Below are 17,906 nucleotides of genomic sequence, written 5' to 3' on the forward strand. Positions count from 1 at the left end.
CTTGATTTAAGCATTTGCAACTTGTTTAAATGGATAAATAGTATTTTGACGTTCAAAAACACTCACTGGCTCGACATACCAGTCAGGACGTTGTTGAGAAAAATCGATATGGATAACTTTATAAAAAGGAATGACGTTAGATTTATCGCCCGTGAGATTTTGTAATTGTGATTTACTGATACCAACATCAGTTAATAAAGTTAAGTAACGCCAAAACGTCACTCGACTCATGGAATTAAGGACATTGTAAAATCCTTCATTGACTAAACGGCGATAAAAACCGAATATCCGTTGGGCTTTGGCATAGGAAATGTTGCCTTTTGGCGTGGTAGAATAATAATGAGATTTTAATCGTTCAAAAATATGTTCATCATCATAAATATTCATTTCCATTCCCCTCAATGCCGTCAGCAAATCATCAAAACTTTTCATCCACAGATCGTAAATTAAATTAGCCCCACCACGTTCATATTGTTGTTGATAAAGACAAAGCGCCGAAAAATTAACCGGAATCGAGTTATCTTTTAAAAAACGTTTTTTTAATCGCCCTTCTAATCTCAACAGGTTATTGGCAAAATCAATCAGGCGTTTATCATTTAAAATGGCATACTGATTAAGCAACACGTCATCATTAGGATTAGCCCGCAATTTTCTTTGTATTTCACCCAAACGTTTTGCCAGTTCAAGCGCTTTATAATAAATGCACAGTTCCCTGAGTTTAGAACCACGATTAAAATAAACGGTTGATTCATGATCATTGGATTTTGTCGCTTTGGTTTGTCCATGACTGATATTTTTGAAATAAGCGATCACCTGTTTATAAATACTTTCCGTCGGTAATCTCACTGATAACGTTGTATGAAGCTCAGAAACTTCGGTATTCGTTACATCTAACAAATTAAAAAGATGTGGCATGGAAGCCGCTAAATTAGTGATTAACTCCAAACCACATAATGCAATATTGGTTGAACCAAATACGTTATGCCCCTGTAAGAGCTTGGCAGGTGAAGCCTTAAGATTGACTCGCGGGAAAATCAAATGAGTTCCCTGATAAATCTTCATGCCCAAACTGGCAAAATGCGTTGGTAACGATTCAAAAGGATGCGCTAATCCCTGAACAGATAAATCCCCTTTTATTTCAAATTCCACATCACGAGCAGACAAGCGAATACCACTTAATTTAGCAATCTGTATAAAATCGATAGATCCTCCTCCATGCTCCCTATCACGAGATGTTCTAGTTACATACTCGTCTTTGAATGGAATTTGGAGTTCAAGAAGATCAATCACAAATAAAATCCTATTCTATTTTCTATTTAATCTTGTATTTTTGAATACAAAAATCCATGAATTCTTTTTTATATTAAAAATAGCTGAAAAAATTCATGTATGCAAGAATTCTTATAAAGAATAAGAAAAAGATACTAGGATGCAATGCATACAACGCATACAACGCATACAACGCATACAAGAAACAAGGAATACAACTATGAAAGAAAAAGAAGACACTACTTCTGCAAGAATAAAAATATCCAGAAAAATGAAATTAGAACAAATAGCAATAGAAGTTGGCTATATCACAAAAAAACCCTATAAATGGACGGACATACTAAGTCATTTAATAGATCACTATGCAAATGATGCAAAACAAGACATAGTTCATCATGTGATAAACAAAGAAGAAAAAAAACAATCGAAATAACCATTACTGTCGACATCAAAACTAAACAAAAAAATGAAAAAACCTGCCAAAATTCAGAAATCAAAAATGTTTAATAATAGTTAAATTAAAGTAAAAATGCTTCAATTTGAAACAAGAGTACATAATTTTAATTAACAAATGGCTGATGTGAATGAAAAAGAAAAAGCTAAAAAAACAAGTAAAAGAAATGGAAATTGCATTTACAGAAAATAACCCTGACGTCATCGGTTATACTCTGTTCAATACAATTAATCGTCGCTTTGTGACAATGAAAGAAAATAAGTTTGGGATGCCTATCTACACAGATAATCTTGAAGTAGCTTATTTTGCAGATACACCCTTTGAAGCAGCCATAGATGCGAAACTATTACCTGAGCCTGACATATTCGATATTGTAGTTGTTCCGTTAATCGAAAACCCCTTATTTGGGCTTAGCGTCAAGTCAGGTTATCTAAATTGACATAACCGCAGGTTCGCACAATGGCGTTATGTGTAAATGGCCGCCGTCTGCGAGGAGCTATTTTCGCAGACGGCTATTCAACATAACGGCGTTGTATATTATGCGAACCTTAATGGCATTTTACCGAAGCTTATCTACAAATAATAATTTTATTGATTTTTTGTAAAATTAAACAACAAACAAAAGCAAATAAAAAATCAATCATCGCTAAACGATTCGCTTGTCTTCGACCCTCAAACTGCTGAGTCGCTTTATTTATCGTAAAAAGATGGCTTGGCAGGAACGCTAACGCGGGGGTTCCTTGCTACCCGATAAGTCCCCCCTGGCTTCGGCGGTTTTCCATTCGGTTATCTTTGTGATTGCAATCTGCCGCCTTACATGTCCTGACGGACATTTTAAAGCATAAAAAAACCCGCCATAAAGTAGCGGGTTTCCCTGATATCTGGTGTGATGCGACTCAAAATCAGAAGTGGCGGTATTTACGATTAATTTTAGAAGTTATGACCTAATACCAAATCGATATTATCTCATCGAATAAAATACCCTAGGTGCGTTTAACGCACCTAGACTAATCCGCTTTTTTATGTCTTACAAATGCGTTGCTGGCAATCATACAAAGCAAATAACACTAAACGAACATGAAATACCGTTAATAATCCAGTTAATGACGCTGGCTCAAATTTCATTCTCGCTTCTGTTATCGTCTGTCTCACCACTTTATAAGCCACTGAACGCAGTACGGAGATTTCTTTTTGCGGAATGCCAAAAGCAAACAACAATGCCGTTTCAAACTGCACTGGCGTTAATTCAGGAAAAAGATTGCGTAACTCTGGATATTGAGTAGGATCGAACACAGTCATATAGACCGCCAACGTAGGTTTATGTGATAGCTGTATAGTCAGATCGGAAGTCTGACTATACAGCGCTAAAAAACAACTTAACGCTTAACAAACAACATGTAACAACTGACTCCAACCATACCCCATCAGGCTGCGCCTGCTAGGGTATGGCCTTCCGTCAGTTAAACAACATTCAGTACCCGTGCTCTAATCAGAATATACATCACCGTATTATCCTTCGTATCTGACCGAGCATCGAACAACCAACCTATCAACGGAATGGCAGAAATAAAAGGAACCGAAGAGGTGGAGTTGACCGCATTATGCTGGATTAATCCCCCAATCAACAACGTATCGCCATTTTTCAACTGAACCGTCGTATCAATTGAGCGTTGATTAAAAACAATATCCGTTGCATTAGAAATATTTGAAACACTGTCCGCTTTGGATTTCACCGTTAACATGACACTGTCACCATTCAACACTACCGGTGTTACATCAAGCGAAATCCCTACATCACGTCGCTCAATGGTCTGAAAAGGATTTTTAACATCAACACCCTGACCAATAATTTTACCCGTCACAATCGGCACATTCTGACCGGATGAAATCAATCCGCGTTTACCGGATAAAGTCAAAATACGCGGCACAGATAATAACTTACTGTGCTTATCACCCTGAACCGCCGTTAATGCCAAACCTAAAACATTGCCTGAAAAAATGCCAAATGACCCACCGCTACTGGACAAAATATCGCCCAGCGTAGCCGTATTTACTCCCCCTGCCACCGTTGACCCTGATTTTTTCCCTACGCCAAAAGAAAAATCAAAATTACTGCCGTCAGTGGTTTCAAACATGATACTCTCAATTAACACTTGCGTTCGTTGTATATCAATAGATGGCAAAAAAGATTGTATCTGCTTATGATTCTCTGGCGTTGTCGTCACAACCAAACTATTATTGCCCTCATCAATCGCCACCTGTCCGCCTGAATAAGGTGAGGATTTCAGAAAGATATCAATAACAGAAAAAATATCTTTAACCAGAACATGATGAAACGAATAGATTTGCGTTTTTTGCGTGAAAAAATGACCCCGTTGTGGCGTAGGATAATCTGGCAAATAATTCAGACTTGACCCTTCCGGAAATGGATTCTCTAACGCCTTATCCAAAGGTGAAATGCCATAATTGCCTTGATGACTTTTGGCAATAATCACCGGATTACCGGGACTGACCTCATAACCTCTAGACGCCATCACCGACACAAAGAAAGCGGGTAAATTTTCAGGTGAAATATCGGAATTATAAACGGTAATTTTTTCATTAAAATCATTAGGCACAATCACCCCTTTCCCCGTTTTTCTGGAATACCAATCCACAAATTCAAATATTGGCACATTGGTCATGGCAATTTTTTCAGCAAACGTATTTAATGAAAATAGCAGGATAAAACTAACAAGACACCAGCGCATTTTTTCCCCTCCCGTATATTCTCATTTTACAGGCACTCATCACTTCAATATTGTAACCTTGTTGAATAAGTTCACCGGATTCAATCATTTCATTATCCATTAAAAATAAAATCCGCGTTTCATCACCTAATAATTTAAATGATTTTATTTTTAATTTATTTATTTCTAATTGGTTAACGACCTGTGTTTCTAATATTTCTTTTTGAGGATAATGAATAAAAAAATAACCTATAGAAATACCCAATAAACACCCTGAAATTAATAATCTTAATTTTGAAAAACGTTTTAAATAAATACGTGTTAATCGCATAATTTTACTTAACGTTAAGGGTTGTTGATAACGCCCATAAATAGAATAAGGCGATAAAAGACAATAAACGCCCTTATTATAAAAAGAAGAAAACTGTTGTTTAGTATCATAAGCATCATATAAATCCGTACCACGATATATCCAACGTTCAACAACAGGCGATTGAATATTATCGCCATATTTAACTATCCCTAAATGAATTTTTGGCGCGGATATTTTGGCACCAAAAATAATACTCAATAATGACCCAATCAATGGAATGGCAAAGCGGTCAAGCCGTCGGCAATAAACCACATGCTCGGCTAACGCTTCTCTGGCCTGTTTATCGACTAATGAAATATTTTGCACTAAAAAAATAATATCCCAGCCTATTTTACGGGCATGTAAAAACCAGTCTAAAACAGACTGACGGCTTTTATCATTCCAGCTGCGGGTATTTAACCAAGTGCCACATTCATCAAGCACTAATAACCCATTTAATTTTTCATCATACGTTTTATTACCACGACCAATGGCATTTAAATCAAATAACGTCGGTTTATCGGGTAAACGATAAATCATTATTTTCTTCGCCATTTTACCCACAGCGGGCATATTATGCGGTTTTAAATCGATATTTGTCGCCACCGGACAACCCTTTATTAATTTATCCTGAATCTTCGCCACGGAAATTAATGATTTTCCAGAGCCTAATGCCCCTGTGACAAAATAAACCGCCATTTATAAAATCCTGTGGGCATAATTTAAAAGCCTTTCTTTTAAATCAAATAAAAAAAACACAATTCGGGTTGACATAATCGCAATAATATAAGCATGAAAATTATCGGGTAAAATCGATGTCATTAAATGGGAAAAATCAGTCGGTAAATACGTCACTGCAATTTCAATAAAATAACCATACGCGGTTATCATTGTGGTCATAATAAGCGAAACTAAAGCCGTAACAATTAATCCCGTTCTCGTGATTAATTTAGTAAATAACACCGCGATATAACTTAATACCAAAGGAACAAAACCCGTTAAATAACGTAATACCGCTGCAAGTCCTAATAATACGGGCATTAATCACCTCCCTTGCGTAACAACGAAGTTAACGAAGTGAAAACATACCAAAACGTCAATGCTGCCATTGCCCACGAAAGCAATGATTTTATTGCGGTTAACTTATCGCACCCAATTCTGATTTCATAAACGTCGTCTGCAAAAAGAATAAAATCAGAACACCCCTGACCATTAGGAAAAATAGACACATGACTAAAAATTGAACGCCAAAAAGATCCCTCTTTAACCTCTAACGGACTGGCAATCTTAACCGCTGTATCAAATACCGATTCTCCTTGACCATATAAAGTCGTATCAGGATCAGCAAAATTACCTGCCCCTCTTAATAAATTATCAAACGACCCAGAAATACTTTTTAATGATTCATCGGTTTTTTTAGTCGCCTCTGAAGTATCCTTACCACTATCATATTCTTCAATTAACGATTTTTTTAACGCCGTTTCTACCGCAGAAGCAATATCATCCTCGTCATCTAAACCATTCCCACCCAAACCACCGCCGATACTACCGCTTCCTTCATTCCCGCCGGAACCGCCACCTGGACTACTGCCGCCCTCATGCCCACCAGAACCCTCACCCGGATTACCTCCATGACTGCCAAAGCCATTACCCGCACCTTCTTCAACAACTTTACCTGTCGGTTTCCAATCCGCTGCAACCGTATCACCAATTGGTACAATCGTGCCGGTTGCAATATACTGACAACCCTCAATATTGACATAATAATCACGACCGATTTTATAAGTATTAGAATAAGTCTTTGCTTCTATCGGTTTTGCTAAACAATCCTTTTCATCATTCTTACCCCAATAAACCGTAATACCCCATTTAACATACACAAGCTCTTTACTCGCAGAAGGCACTTTACAACTCTTATCTAACTCATATTTAGTTTGATACCCTTGATTTACAAAAGAATCTTTAACAATCTCATAAAAATCTAAAGCCGCATCTTTCGCTTCCGCACATGGCCTGACAGCACTTTCTTTTTCAGGATCCCAAATAACTTCTAACTCATGATAAGATGTTTCCCACTCAGCATGAGCAAAAAAGGAAATTGAAAATAATAAAAAAATATAAAGCCAGTTATTCATAAATAACCCCTAAAAGTGGGGGCATTACCCCCATCAGGTTATCAAACCGCTTTTGAAGAAAATTTCTTAAATAAACGAATTGCCAGCCCTGCGCCAACAACCGCAACCACAACAGGCCAAACTTTACCAATTAAGGTATTCGCTTGAGTAAGCAATGAATCCATCGCCTGACCCGCATAATCAGGCACTGTACCTGTAGCGCCATCCGCTAAGGCCATTCCTGAAAAAAGGAAAAGTGATACCGCTAAATATTTATTTAAAATAAATTCCTTTACGTTAGATAAAAATTTCATACTGAAACCTCCGCTAATTTTTTAAAGACCAAAATGGAGTAAGAGAACCCCCAACCAATAGCAAAAGCCGAGAATAAATAAACGATTTCCATTACCTCTGTCTTCCTGCTATAAATCCAAGACCGAAACATAAGACAATTCCAATCTCGAAAATCAGGTTATATACTTCCGGTAACCCTACTGTTGCCATAGCGATTACCTATTCTGCTAAATCAAGGAACATTTCAACGTTATACCCAAGTGTCATTTGCCCTGTTTTTTTATCAGGATATCTAAAGGAACGCTCATAACCTGAAATACGACAAACCAGTTCATTGATTTCTGAGTCAATCACACCCACACGTCGTTTAGAACGAATTTTGACTATAGGCGGTTTAGAATAAGGGTCAGGCGCAGGTAAAATAACAGTGGTATAAACGTGTCCATCATCAGAAGTACTGACACGGGTCACTTTTCCACTAATCACCGTTTGATATAAGGGCAATGCAGCCATAATGGTTCACCTTTCTTGATTTAAGCATTTGCAACTTGTTTAAATGGATAAATAGTATTTTGACGTTCAAAAACACTCACTGGCTCGACATACCAGTCAGGACGTTGTTGAGAAAAATCGATATGGATAACTTTATAAAAAGGAATGACGTTAGATTTATCGCCCGTGAGATTTTGTAATTGTGATTTACTGATACCAACATCAGTTAATAAAGTTAAGTAACGCCAAAACGTCACTCGACTCATGGAATTAAGGACATTGTAAAATCCTTCATTGACTAAACGGCGATAAAAACCGAATATCCGTTGGGCTTTGGCATAGGAAATGTTGCCTTTTGGCGTGGTAGAATAATAATGAGATTTTAATCGTTCAAAAATATGTTCATCATCATAAATATTCATTTCCATTCCCCTCAATGCCGTCAGCAAATCATCAAAACTTTTCATCCACAGATCGTAAATTAAATTAGCCCCACCACGTTCATATTGTTGTTGATAAAGACAAAGCGCCGAAAAATTAACCGGAATCGAGTTATCTTTTAAAAAACGTTTTTTTAATCGCCCTTCTAATCTCAACAGGTTATTGGCAAAATCAATCAGGCGTTTATCATTTAAAATGGCATACTGATTAAGCAACACGTCATCATTAGGATTAGCCCGCAATTTTCTTTGTATTTCACCCAAACGTTTTGCCAGTTCAAGCGCTTTATAATAAATGCACAGTTCCCTGAGTTTAGAACCACGATTAAAATAAACGGTTGATTCATGATCATTGGATTTTGTCGCTTTGGTTTGTCCATGACTGATATTTTTGAAATAAGCGATCACCTGTTTATAAATACTTTCCGTCGGTAATCTCACTGATAACGTTGTATGAAGCTCAGAAACTTCGGTATTCGTTACATCTAACAAATTAAAAAGATGTGGCATGGAAGCCGCTAAATTAGTGATTAACTCCAAACCACATAATGCAATATTGGTTGAACCAAATACGTTATGCCCCTGTAAGAGCTTGGCAGGTGAAGCCTTAAGATTGACTCGCGGGAAAATCAAATGAGTTCCCTGATAAATCTTCATGCCCAAACTGGCAAAATGCGTTGGTAACGATTCAAAAGGATGCGCTAATCCCTGAACAGATAAATCCCCTTTTATTTCAAATTCCACATCACGAGCAGACAAGCGAATACCACTTAATTTAGCAATCTGTATAAAATCGATAGATCCTCCTCCATGCTCCCTATCACGAGATGTTCTAGTTACATACTCGTCTTTGAATGGAATTTGGAGTTCAAGAAGATCAATCACAAATAAAATCCTATTCTATTTTCTATTTAATCTTGTATTTTTGAATACAAAAATCCATGAATTCTTTTTTATATTAAAAATAGCTGAAAAAATTCATGTATGCAAGAATTCTTATAAAGAATAAGAAAAAGATACTAGGATGCAATGCATACAACGCATACAACGCATACAACGCATACAAGAAACAAGGAATACAACTATGAAAGAAAAAGAAGACACTACTTCTGCAAGAATAAAAATATCCAGAAAAATGAAATTAGAACAAATAGCAATAGAAGTTGGCTATATCACAAAAAAACCCTATAAATGGACGGACATACTAAGTCATTTAATAGATCACTATGCAAATGATGCAAAACAAGACATAGTTCATCATGTGATAAACAAAGAAGAAAAAAAACAATCGAAATAACCATTACTGTCGACATCAAAACTAAACAAAAAAATGAAAAAACCTGCCAAAATTCAGAAATCAAAAATGTTTAATAATAGTTAAATTAAAGTAAAAATGCTTCAATTTGAAACAAGAGTACATAATTTTAATTAACAAATGGCTGATGTGAATGAAAAAGAAAAAGCTAAAAAAACAAGTAAAAGAAATGGAAATTGCATTTACAGAAAATAACCCTGACGTCATCGGTTATACTCTGTTCAATACAATTAATCGTCGCTTTGTGACAATGAAAGAAAATAAGTTTGGGATGCCTATCTACACAGATAATCTTGAAGTAGCTTATTTTGCAGATACACCCTTTGAAGCAGCCATAGATGCGAAACTATTACCTGAGCCTGACATATTCGATATTGTAGTTGTTCCGTTAATCGAAAACCCCTTATTTGGGCTTAGCGTCAAGTCAGGTTATCTAAATTGACATAACCGCAGGTTCGCACAATGGCGTTATGTGTAAATGGCCGCCGTCTGCGAGGAGCTATTTTCGCAGACGGCTATTCAACATAACGGCGTTGTATATTATGCGAACCTTAATGGCATTTTACCGAAGCTTATCTACAAATAATAATTTTATTGATTTTTTGTAAAATTAAACAACAAACAAAAGCAAATAAAAAATCAATCATCGCTAAACGATTCGCTTGTCTTCGACCCTCAAACTGCTGAGTCGCTTTATTTATCGTAAAAAGATGGCTTGGCAGGAACGCTAACGCGGGGGTTCCTTGCTACCCGATAAGTCCCCCCTGGCTTCGGCGGTTTTCCATTCGGTTATCTTTGTGATTGCAATCTGCCGCCTTACATGTCCTGACGGACATTTTAAAGCATAAAAAAACCCGCCATAAAGTAGCGGGTTTCCCTGATATCTGGTGTGATGCGACTCAAAATCAGAAGTGGCGGTATTTACGATTAATTTTAGAAGTTATGACCTAATACCAAATCGATATTATCTCATCGAATAAAATACCCTAGGTGCGTTTAACGCACCTAGACTAATCCGCTTTTTTATGTCTTACAAATGCGTTGCTGGCAATCATACAAAGCAAATAACACTAAACGAACATGAAATACCGTTAATAATCCAGTTAATGACGCTGGCTCAAATTTCATTCTCGCTTCTGTTATCGTCTGTCTCACCACTTTATAAGCCACTGAACGCAGTACGGAGATTTCTTTTTGCGGAATGCCAAAAGCAAACAACAATGCCGTTTCAAACTGCACTGGCGTTAATTCAGGAAAAAGATTGCGTAACTCTGGATATTGAGTAGGATCGAACACAGTCATATAGACCGCCAACGTAGGTTTATGTGATAGCTGTATAGTCAGATCGGAAGTCTGACTATACAGCGCTAAAAAACAACTTAACGCTTAACAAACAACATGTAACAACTGACTCCAACCATACCCCATCAGGCTGCGCCTGCTAGGGTATGGCCTTCCGTCAGTTAAACAACATTCAGTACCCGTGCTCTAATCAGAATATACATCACCGTATTATCCTTCGTATCTGACCGAGCATCGAACAACCAACCTATCAACGGAATGGCAGAAATAAAAGGAACCGAAGAGGTGGAGTTGACCGCATTATGCTGGATTAATCCCCCAATCAACAACGTATCGCCATTTTTCAACTGAACCGTCGTATCAATTGAGCGTTGATTAAAAACAATATCCGTTGCATTAGAAATATTTGAAACACTGTCCGCTTTGGATTTCACCGTTAACATGACACTGTCACCATTCAACACTACCGGTGTTACATCAAGCGAAATCCCTACATCACGTCGCTCAATGGTCTGAAAAGGATTTTTAACATCAACACCCTGACCAATAATTTTACCCGTCACAATCGGCACATTCTGACCGGATGAAATCAATCCGCGTTTACCGGATAAAGTCAAAATACGCGGCACAGATAATAACTTACTGTGCTTATCACCCTGAACCGCCGTTAATGCCAAACCTAAAACATTGCCTGAAAAAATGCCAAATGACCCACCGCTACTGGACAAAATATCGCCCAGCGTAGCCGTATTTACTCCCCCTGCCACCGTTGACCCTGATTTTTTCCCTACGCCAAAAGAAAAATCAAAATTACTGCCGTCAGTGGTTTCAAACATGATACTCTCAATTAACACTTGCGTTCGTTGTATATCAATAGATGGCAAAAAAGATTGTATCTGCTTATGATTCTCTGGCGTTGTCGTCACAACCAAACTATTATTGCCCTCATCAATCGCCACCTGTCCGCCTGAATAAGGTGAGGATTTCAGAAAGATATCAATAACAGAAAAAATATCTTTAACCAGAACATGATGAAACGAATAGATTTGCGTTTTTTGCGTGAAAAAATGACCCCGTTGTGGCGTAGGATAATCTGGCAAATAATTCAGACTTGACCCTTCCGGAAATGGATTCTCTAACGCCTTATCCAAAGGTGAAATGCCATAATTGCCTTGATGACTTTTGGCAATAATCACCGGATTACCGGGACTGACCTCATAACCTCTAGACGCCATCACCGACACAAAGAAAGCGGGTAAATTTTCAGGTGAAATATCGGAATTATAAACGGTAATTTTTTCATTAAAATCATTAGGCACAATCACCCCTTTCCCCGTTTTTCTGGAATACCAATCCACAAATTCAAATATTGGCACATTGGTCATGGCAATTTTTTCAGCAAACGTATTTAATGAAAATAGCAGGATAAAACTAACAAGACACCAGCGCATTTTTTCCCCTCCCGTATATTCTCATTTTACAGGCACTCATCACTTCAATATTGTAACCTTGTTGAATAAGTTCACCGGATTCAATCATTTCATTATCCATTAAAAATAAAATCCGCGTTTCATCACCTAATAATTTAAATGATTTTATTTTTAATTTATTTATTTCTAATTGGTTAACGACCTGTGTTTCTAATATTTCTTTTTGAGGATAATGAATAAAAAAATAACCTATAGAAATACCCAATAAACACCCTGAAATTAATAATCTTAATTTTGAAAAACGTTTTAAATAAATACGTGTTAATCGCATAATTTTACTTAACGTTAAGGGTTGTTGATAACGCCCATAAATAGAATAAGGCGATAAAAGACAATAAACGCCCTTATTATAAAAAGAAGAAAACTGTTGTTTAGTATCATAAGCATCATATAAATCCGTACCACGATATATCCAACGTTCAACAACAGGCGATTGAATATTATCGCCATATTTAACTATCCCTAAATGAATTTTTGGCGCGGATATTTTGGCACCAAAAATAATACTCAATAATGACCCAATCAATGGAATGGCAAAGCGGTCAAGCCGTCGGCAATAAACCACATGCTCGGCTAACGCTTCTCTGGCCTGTTTATCGACTAATGAAATATTTTGCACTAAAAAAATAATATCCCAGCCTATTTTACGGGCATGTAAAAACCAGTCTAAAACAGACTGACGGCTTTTATCATTCCAGCTGCGGGTATTTAACCAAGTGCCACATTCATCAAGCACTAATAACCCATTTAATTTTTCATCATACGTTTTATTACCACGACCAATGGCATTTAAATCAAATAACGTCGGTTTATCGGGTAAACGATAAATCATTATTTTCTTCGCCATTTTACCCACAGCGGGCATATTATGCGGTTTTAAATCGATATTTGTCGCCACCGGACAACCCTTTATTAATTTATCCTGAATCTTCGCCACGGAAATTAATGATTTTCCAGAGCCTAATGCCCCTGTGACAAAATAAACCGCCATTTATAAAATCCTGTGGGCATAATTTAAAAGCCTTTCTTTTAAATCAAATAAAAAAAACACAATTCGGGTTGACATAATCGCAATAATATAAGCATGAAAATTATCGGGTAAAATCGATGTCATTAAATGGGAAAAATCAGTCGGTAAATACGTCACTGCAATTTCAATAAAATAACCATACGCGGTTATCATTGTGGTCATAATAAGCGAAACTAAAGCCGTAACAATTAATCCCGTTCTCGTGATTAATTTAGTAAATAACACCGCGATATAACTTAATACCAAAGGAACAAAACCCGTTAAATAACGTAATACCGCTGCAAGTCCTAATAATACGGGCATTAATCACCTCCCTTGCGTAACAACGAAGTTAACGAAGTGAAAACATACCAAAACGTCAATGCTGCCATTGCCCACGAAAGCAATGATTTTATTGCGGTTAACTTATCGCACCCAATTCTGATTTCATAAACGTCGTCTGCAAAAAGAATAAAATCAGAACACCCCTGACCATTAGGAAAAATAGACACATGACTAAAAATTGAACGCCAAAAAGATCCCTCTTTAACCTCTAACGGACTGGCAATCTTAACCGCTGTATCAAATACCGATTCTCCTTGACCATATAAAGTCGTATCAGGATCAGCAAAATTACCTGCCCCTCTTAATAAATTATCAAACGACCCAGAAATACTTTTTAATGATTCATCGGTTTTTTTAGTCGCCTCTGAAGTATCCTTACCACTATCATATTCTTCAATTAACGATTTTTTTAACGCCGTTTCTACCGCAGAAGCAATATCATCCTCGTCATCTAAACCATTCCCACCCAAACCACCGCCGATACTACCGCTTCCTTCATTCCCGCCGGAACCGCCACCTGGACTACTGCCGCCCTCATGCCCACCAGAACCCTCACCCGGATTACCTCCATGACTGCCAAAGCCATTACCCGCACCTTCTTCAACAACTTTACCTGTCGGTTTCCAATCCGCTGCAACCGTATCACCAATTGGTACAATCGTGCCGGTTGCAATATACTGACAACCCTCAATATTGACATAATAATCACGACCGATTTTATAAGTATTAGAATAAGTCTTTGCTTCTATCGGTTTTGCTAAACAATCCTTTTCATCATTCTTACCCCAATAAACCGTAATACCCCATTTAACATACACAAGCTCTTTACTCGCAGAAGGCACTTTACAACTCTTATCTAACTCATATTTAGTTTGATACCCTTGATTTACAAAAGAATCTTTAACAATCTCATAAAAATCTAAAGCCGCATCTTTCGCTTCCGCACATGGCCTGACAGCACTTTCTTTTTCAGGATCCCAAATAACTTCTAACTCATGATAAGATGTTTCCCACTCAGCATGAGCAAAAAAGGAAATTGAAAATAATAAAAAAATATAAAGCCAGTTATTCATAAATAACCCCTAAAAGTGGGGGCATTACCCCCATCAGGTTATCAAACCGCTTTTGAAGAAAATTTCTTAAATAAACGAATTGCCAGCCCTGCGCCAACAACCGCAACCACAACAGGCCAAACTTTACCAATTAAGGTATTCGCTTGAGTAAGCAATGAATCCATCGCCTGACCCGCATAATCAGGCACTGTACCTGTAGCGCCATCCGCTAAGGCCATTCCTGAAAAAAGGAAAAGTGATACCGCTAAATATTTATTTAAAATAAATTCCTTTACGTTAGATAAAAATTTCATACTGAAACCTCCGCTAATTTTTTAAAGACCAAAATGGAGTAAGAGAACCCCCAACCAATAGCAAAAGCCGAGAATAAATAAACGATTTCCATTACCTCTGTCTTCCTGCTATAAATCCAAGACCGAAACATAAGACAATTCCAATCTCGAAAATCAGGTTATATACTTCCGGTAACCCTACTGTTGCCATAGCGATTACCTATTCTGCTAAATCAAGGAACATTTCAACGTTATACCCAAGTGTCATTTGCCCTGTTTTTTTATCAGGATATCTAAAGGAACGCTCATAACCTGAAATACGACAAACCAGTTCATTGATTTCTGAGTCAATCACACCCACACGTCGTTTAGAACGAATTTTGACTATAGGCGGTTTAGAATAAGGGTCAGGCGCAGGTAAAATAACAGTGGTATAAACGTGTCCATCATCAGAAGTACTGACACGGGTCACTTTTCCACTAATCACCGTTTGATATAAGGGCAATGCAGCCATAATGGTTCACCTTTCTTGATTTAAGCATTTGCAACTTGTTTAAATGGATAAATAGTATTTTGACGTTCAAAAACACTCACTGGCTCGACATACCAGTCAGGACGTTGTTGAGAAAAATCGATATGGATAACTTTATAAAAAGGAATGACGTTAGATTTATCGCCCGTGAGATTTTGTAATTGTGATTTACTGATACCAACATCAGTTAATAAAGTTAAGTAACGCCAAAACGTCACTCGACTCATGGAATTAAGGACATTGTAAAATCCTTCATTGACTAAACGGCGATAAAAACCGAATATCCGTTGGGCTTTGGCATAGGAAATGTTGCCTTTTGGCGTGGTAGAATAATAATGAGATTTTAATCGTTCAAAAATATGTTCATCATCATAAATATTCATTTCCATTCCCCTCAATGCCGTCAGCAAATCATCAAAACTTTTCATCCACAGATCGTAAATTAAATTAGCCCCACCACGTTCATATTGTTGTTGATAAAGACAAAGCGCCGAAAAATTAACCGGAATCGAGTTATCTTTTAAAAAACGTTTTTTTAATCGCCCTTCTAATCTCAACAGGTTATTGGCAAAATCAATCAGGCGTTTATCATTTAAAATGGCATACTGATTAAGCAACACGTCATCATTAGGATTAGCCCGCAATTTTCTTTGTATTTCACCCAAACGTTTTGCCAGTTCAAGCGCTTTATAATAAATGCACAGTTCCCTGAGTTTAGAACCACGATTAAAATAAACGGTTGATTCATGATCATTGGATTTTGTCGCTTTGGTTTGTCCATGACTGATATTTTTGAAATAAGCGATCACCTGTTTATAAATACTTTCCGTCGGTAATCTCACTGATAACGTTGTATGAAGCTCAGAAACTTCGGTATTCGTTACATCTAACAAATTAAAAAGATGTGGCATGGAAGCCGCTAAATTAGTGATTAACTCCAAACCACATAATGCAATATTGGTTGAACCAAATACGTTATGCCCCTGTAAGAGCTTGGCAGGTGAAGCCTTAAGATTGACTCGCGGGAAAATCAAATGAGTTCCCTGATAAATCTTCATGCCCAAACTGGCAAAATGCGTTGGTAACGATTCAAAAGGATGCGCTAATCCCTGAACAGATAAATCCCCTTTTATTTCAAATTCCACATCACGAGCAGACAAGCGAATACCACTTAATTTAGCAATCTGTATAAAATCGATAGATCCTCCTCCATGCTCCCTATCACGAGATGTTCTAGTTACATACTCGTCTTTGAATGGAATTTGGAGTTCAAGAAGATCAATCACAAATAAAATCCTATTCTATTTTCTATTTAATCTTGTATTTTTGAATACAAAAATCCATGAATTCTTTTTTATATTAAAAATAGCTGAAAAAATTCATGTATGCAAGAATTCTTATAAAGAATAAGAAAAAGATACTAGGATGCAATGCATACAACGCATACAACGCATACAAGAAACAAGGAATACAACTATGAAAGAAAAAGAAGACACTACTTCTGCAAGAATAAAAATATCCAGAAAAATGAAATTAGAACAAATAGCAATAGAAGTTGGCTATATCACAAAAAAACCCTATAAATGGACGGACATACTAAGTCATTTAATAGATCACTATGCAAATGATGCAAAACAAGACATAGTTCATCATGTGATAAACAAAGAAGAAAAAAAACAATCGAAATAACCATTACTGTCGACATCAAAACTAAACAAAAAAATGAAAAAACCTGCCAAAATTCAGAAATCAAAAATGTTTAATAATAGTTAAATTAAAGTTAAATTAAAGTAAAAATGCTTCAATTTGAAACAAGAGTACATAATTCATTAATTTATCCCAGTGTTTATTGTAAGTCGTATGATTTATTAATTCACTCAATGAAGAAAATAGAAAATAAATTTGGAAATGAAAGTCAGGAATATAAATATTTAAAGATGTTATATGAATATTTGGTATTAGAAGGCATAGTCAGATTTGAATTGAAATTACATGGCAAATATTTACAGCGATATAAATTATGTTATTGGGGTTATTCAGAATTTGATGAATTAAAAACGTTATTAAATGAATTTATCGCATTACCAGAGAAATTATCGGTGACGAACATGGATATAAAAACGGTAGCAAATGAATTAATTGAAAAAGGCATTGTTGATAGTACCCGAGCAGCCAATACAACCGCTTTTTATGCGTATTTATGGACGTTAGGTGAACGTTTTGATTTAAATAAAAAACAAGTACAAGTTCATCGGGCACGTTTACGTAAAATCGGTATTGATATTGCGGATGAATATAACGTGTCGTTATTTCCTGGTGTGGTGGTGCGTAATGTGCGTGAAATTAAACCTTATATTGTTGAAAAACCAAACTGGTATAGAGAAAGAAATCATTTAATGCTGGTCGCTTAATAAAGAGAGAATT

The 17,906-nt window shown here is 36.6% G+C and carries 25 protein-coding genes; 6 read left to right on the forward strand and 19 right to left on the reverse strand.

What is annotated here, in order from left to right; translation table 11 throughout:
- Positions 1–6: 6 nt before the first annotated feature.
- A complete protein-coding gene (locus AACL31_RS15950) occupies positions 7–1,290 on the reverse strand; it encodes a phage/plasmid replication protein, II/X family (protein ID WP_339053384.1) in 1,284 nt (427 codons plus the stop codon).
- Positions 1,291–1,489: 199 nt separating this feature from the next.
- On the opposite strand from AACL31_RS15950, the gene AACL31_RS15955 reads away from it, so the two are divergent.
- A complete protein-coding gene (locus AACL31_RS15955) occupies positions 1,490–1,702 on the forward strand; it encodes a hypothetical protein (RefSeq protein ID WP_310512965.1) in 213 nt (70 codons plus the stop codon).
- Between the two features lie 151 nt (positions 1,703–1,853).
- Positions 1,854–2,162 (forward strand): hypothetical protein, encoded by a 309-nt coding sequence (locus AACL31_RS15960; RefSeq protein ID WP_310513659.1) that lies wholly within the window; start codon positions 1,854–1,856, stop codon positions 2,160–2,162.
- Between the two features lie 581 nt (positions 2,163–2,743).
- Here the strand turns inward: AACL31_RS15960 and AACL31_RS15965 are convergent.
- The 9 genes from AACL31_RS15965 to AACL31_RS16000 form a co-directional block, all read right to left on the reverse strand.
- Positions 2,744–3,022, reverse strand: a complete 279-nt coding sequence (locus tag AACL31_RS15965) for a transcriptional regulator (protein ID WP_339053381.1) — start codon at positions 3,020–3,022, stop codon at positions 2,744–2,746.
- Positions 3,023–3,183: 161 nt separating this feature from the next.
- Positions 3,184–4,473, reverse strand: coding sequence for a secretin N-terminal domain-containing protein (locus AACL31_RS15970; protein WP_339053382.1), 1,290 nt, complete (start codon positions 4,471–4,473; stop codon positions 3,184–3,186).
- Positions 4,454–5,503, reverse strand: coding sequence for a zonular occludens toxin domain-containing protein (locus tag AACL31_RS15975; protein ID WP_339053385.1), 1,050 nt, complete (start codon positions 5,501–5,503; stop codon positions 4,454–4,456). The genes AACL31_RS15970 and AACL31_RS15975 overlap by 20 nt, the downstream gene beginning before the upstream one ends.
- Positions 5,504–5,845 (reverse strand): Head virion protein G6P, encoded by a 342-nt coding sequence (locus tag AACL31_RS15980; protein WP_310513164.1) that lies wholly within the window; start codon positions 5,843–5,845, stop codon positions 5,504–5,506. It abuts the gene before it with no gap.
- The gene (locus AACL31_RS15985; RefSeq protein ID WP_339053383.1) at positions 5,845–6,939 is read right to left on the reverse strand and encodes an attachment protein; all 1,095 of its coding nucleotides are present in this window, start codon (positions 6,937–6,939) and stop codon (positions 5,845–5,847) included. The genes AACL31_RS15980 and AACL31_RS15985 overlap by 1 nt, the downstream gene beginning before the upstream one ends.
- 41 nt (positions 6,940–6,980) lie before the next feature.
- Positions 6,981–7,232, reverse strand: coding sequence for a major coat protein (locus tag AACL31_RS15990; protein ID WP_310513228.1), 252 nt, complete (start codon positions 7,230–7,232; stop codon positions 6,981–6,983).
- 91 nt (positions 7,233–7,323) lie between these two features.
- On the reverse strand, positions 7,324–7,422 hold the full coding sequence (locus AACL31_RS21130; protein WP_422389259.1) for a tail virion protein G7P-2: 99 nt from the start codon (positions 7,420–7,422) through the stop codon (positions 7,324–7,326).
- 9 nt (positions 7,423–7,431) lie between these two features.
- Positions 7,432–7,725 (reverse strand): DNA-binding protein G5P, encoded by a 294-nt coding sequence (locus AACL31_RS15995; RefSeq protein WP_310513614.1) that lies wholly within the window; start codon positions 7,723–7,725, stop codon positions 7,432–7,434.
- Between the two features lie 20 nt (positions 7,726–7,745).
- Positions 7,746–9,029, reverse strand: coding sequence for a phage/plasmid replication protein, II/X family (locus tag AACL31_RS16000; RefSeq protein ID WP_339053384.1), 1,284 nt, complete (start codon positions 9,027–9,029; stop codon positions 7,746–7,748).
- Positions 9,030–9,228: 199 nt separating this feature from the next.
- On the opposite strand from AACL31_RS16000, the gene AACL31_RS16005 reads away from it, so the two are divergent.
- On the forward strand, positions 9,229–9,441 hold the full coding sequence (locus AACL31_RS16005; protein ID WP_310512965.1) for a hypothetical protein: 213 nt from the start codon (positions 9,229–9,231) through the stop codon (positions 9,439–9,441).
- A 151-nt stretch (positions 9,442–9,592) separates the two neighbouring features.
- On the forward strand, positions 9,593–9,901 hold the full coding sequence (locus tag AACL31_RS16010) for a hypothetical protein (RefSeq protein WP_310513659.1): 309 nt from the start codon (positions 9,593–9,595) through the stop codon (positions 9,899–9,901).
- Positions 9,902–10,482: 581 nt separating this feature from the next.
- Here the strand turns inward: AACL31_RS16010 and AACL31_RS16015 are convergent.
- The 9 genes from AACL31_RS16015 to AACL31_RS16050 all read right to left on the reverse strand — a co-directional run bounded on the left by AACL31_RS16015 (position 10,483) and on the right by AACL31_RS16050 (position 16,768).
- Positions 10,483–10,761, reverse strand: a complete 279-nt coding sequence (locus tag AACL31_RS16015; RefSeq protein WP_339053381.1) for a transcriptional regulator — start codon at positions 10,759–10,761, stop codon at positions 10,483–10,485.
- 161 nt (positions 10,762–10,922) lie between these two features.
- Positions 10,923–12,212: a secretin N-terminal domain-containing protein gene (locus tag AACL31_RS16020; RefSeq protein ID WP_339053382.1), complete on the reverse strand. Its 1,290-nt coding sequence runs from the start codon at positions 12,210–12,212 to the stop codon at positions 10,923–10,925.
- The gene (locus AACL31_RS16025; RefSeq protein WP_339053385.1) at positions 12,193–13,242 is read right to left on the reverse strand and encodes a zonular occludens toxin domain-containing protein; all 1,050 of its coding nucleotides are present in this window, start codon (positions 13,240–13,242) and stop codon (positions 12,193–12,195) included. Before AACL31_RS16025 ends, AACL31_RS16020 begins: the two co-directional genes overlap by 20 nt.
- The gene (locus AACL31_RS16030; RefSeq protein ID WP_310513164.1) at positions 13,243–13,584 is read right to left on the reverse strand and encodes a Head virion protein G6P; all 342 of its coding nucleotides are present in this window, start codon (positions 13,582–13,584) and stop codon (positions 13,243–13,245) included. It lies immediately after the preceding gene.
- Entirely contained in the window at positions 13,584–14,678 is a 1,095-nt protein-coding gene (locus AACL31_RS16035) for an attachment protein (RefSeq protein WP_339053383.1), read from the reverse strand. Before AACL31_RS16035 ends, AACL31_RS16030 begins: the two co-directional genes overlap by 1 nt.
- Positions 14,679–14,719: 41 nt before the next feature.
- The gene (locus AACL31_RS16040; protein WP_310513228.1) at positions 14,720–14,971 is read right to left on the reverse strand and encodes a major coat protein; all 252 of its coding nucleotides are present in this window, start codon (positions 14,969–14,971) and stop codon (positions 14,720–14,722) included.
- A gap of 91 nt (positions 14,972–15,062) precedes the next feature.
- A complete protein-coding gene (locus tag AACL31_RS21135; protein WP_422389259.1) occupies positions 15,063–15,161 on the reverse strand; it encodes a tail virion protein G7P-2 in 99 nt (32 codons plus the stop codon).
- A gap of 9 nt (positions 15,162–15,170) precedes the next feature.
- A complete protein-coding gene (locus AACL31_RS16045) occupies positions 15,171–15,464 on the reverse strand; it encodes a DNA-binding protein G5P (protein WP_310513614.1) in 294 nt (97 codons plus the stop codon).
- Between the two features lie 20 nt (positions 15,465–15,484).
- On the reverse strand, positions 15,485–16,768 hold the full coding sequence (locus AACL31_RS16050; protein WP_339053384.1) for a phage/plasmid replication protein, II/X family: 1,284 nt from the start codon (positions 16,766–16,768) through the stop codon (positions 15,485–15,487).
- A 190-nt stretch (positions 16,769–16,958) separates the two neighbouring features.
- Between AACL31_RS16050 and AACL31_RS16055 the strand changes: the two genes are divergently transcribed.
- Both AACL31_RS16055 and AACL31_RS16060 read left to right on the forward strand, forming a co-directional pair.
- The gene (locus AACL31_RS16055) at positions 16,959–17,171 is read left to right on the forward strand and encodes a hypothetical protein (protein ID WP_310512965.1); all 213 of its coding nucleotides are present in this window, start codon (positions 16,959–16,961) and stop codon (positions 17,169–17,171) included.
- A 248-nt stretch (positions 17,172–17,419) separates the two neighbouring features.
- Positions 17,420–17,893, forward strand: a complete 474-nt coding sequence (locus AACL31_RS16060) for a phage/plasmid replication domain-containing protein (protein ID WP_310513616.1) — start codon at positions 17,420–17,422, stop codon at positions 17,891–17,893.
- Positions 17,894–17,906 lie beyond the last annotated feature (13 nt).

The sequence above is a fragment of the Arsenophonus endosymbiont of Crataerina pallida genome (assembly GCF_964020125.1).
GTDB lineage: Bacteria > Pseudomonadota > Gammaproteobacteria > Enterobacterales > Enterobacteriaceae > Arsenophonus > Arsenophonus nilaparvatae.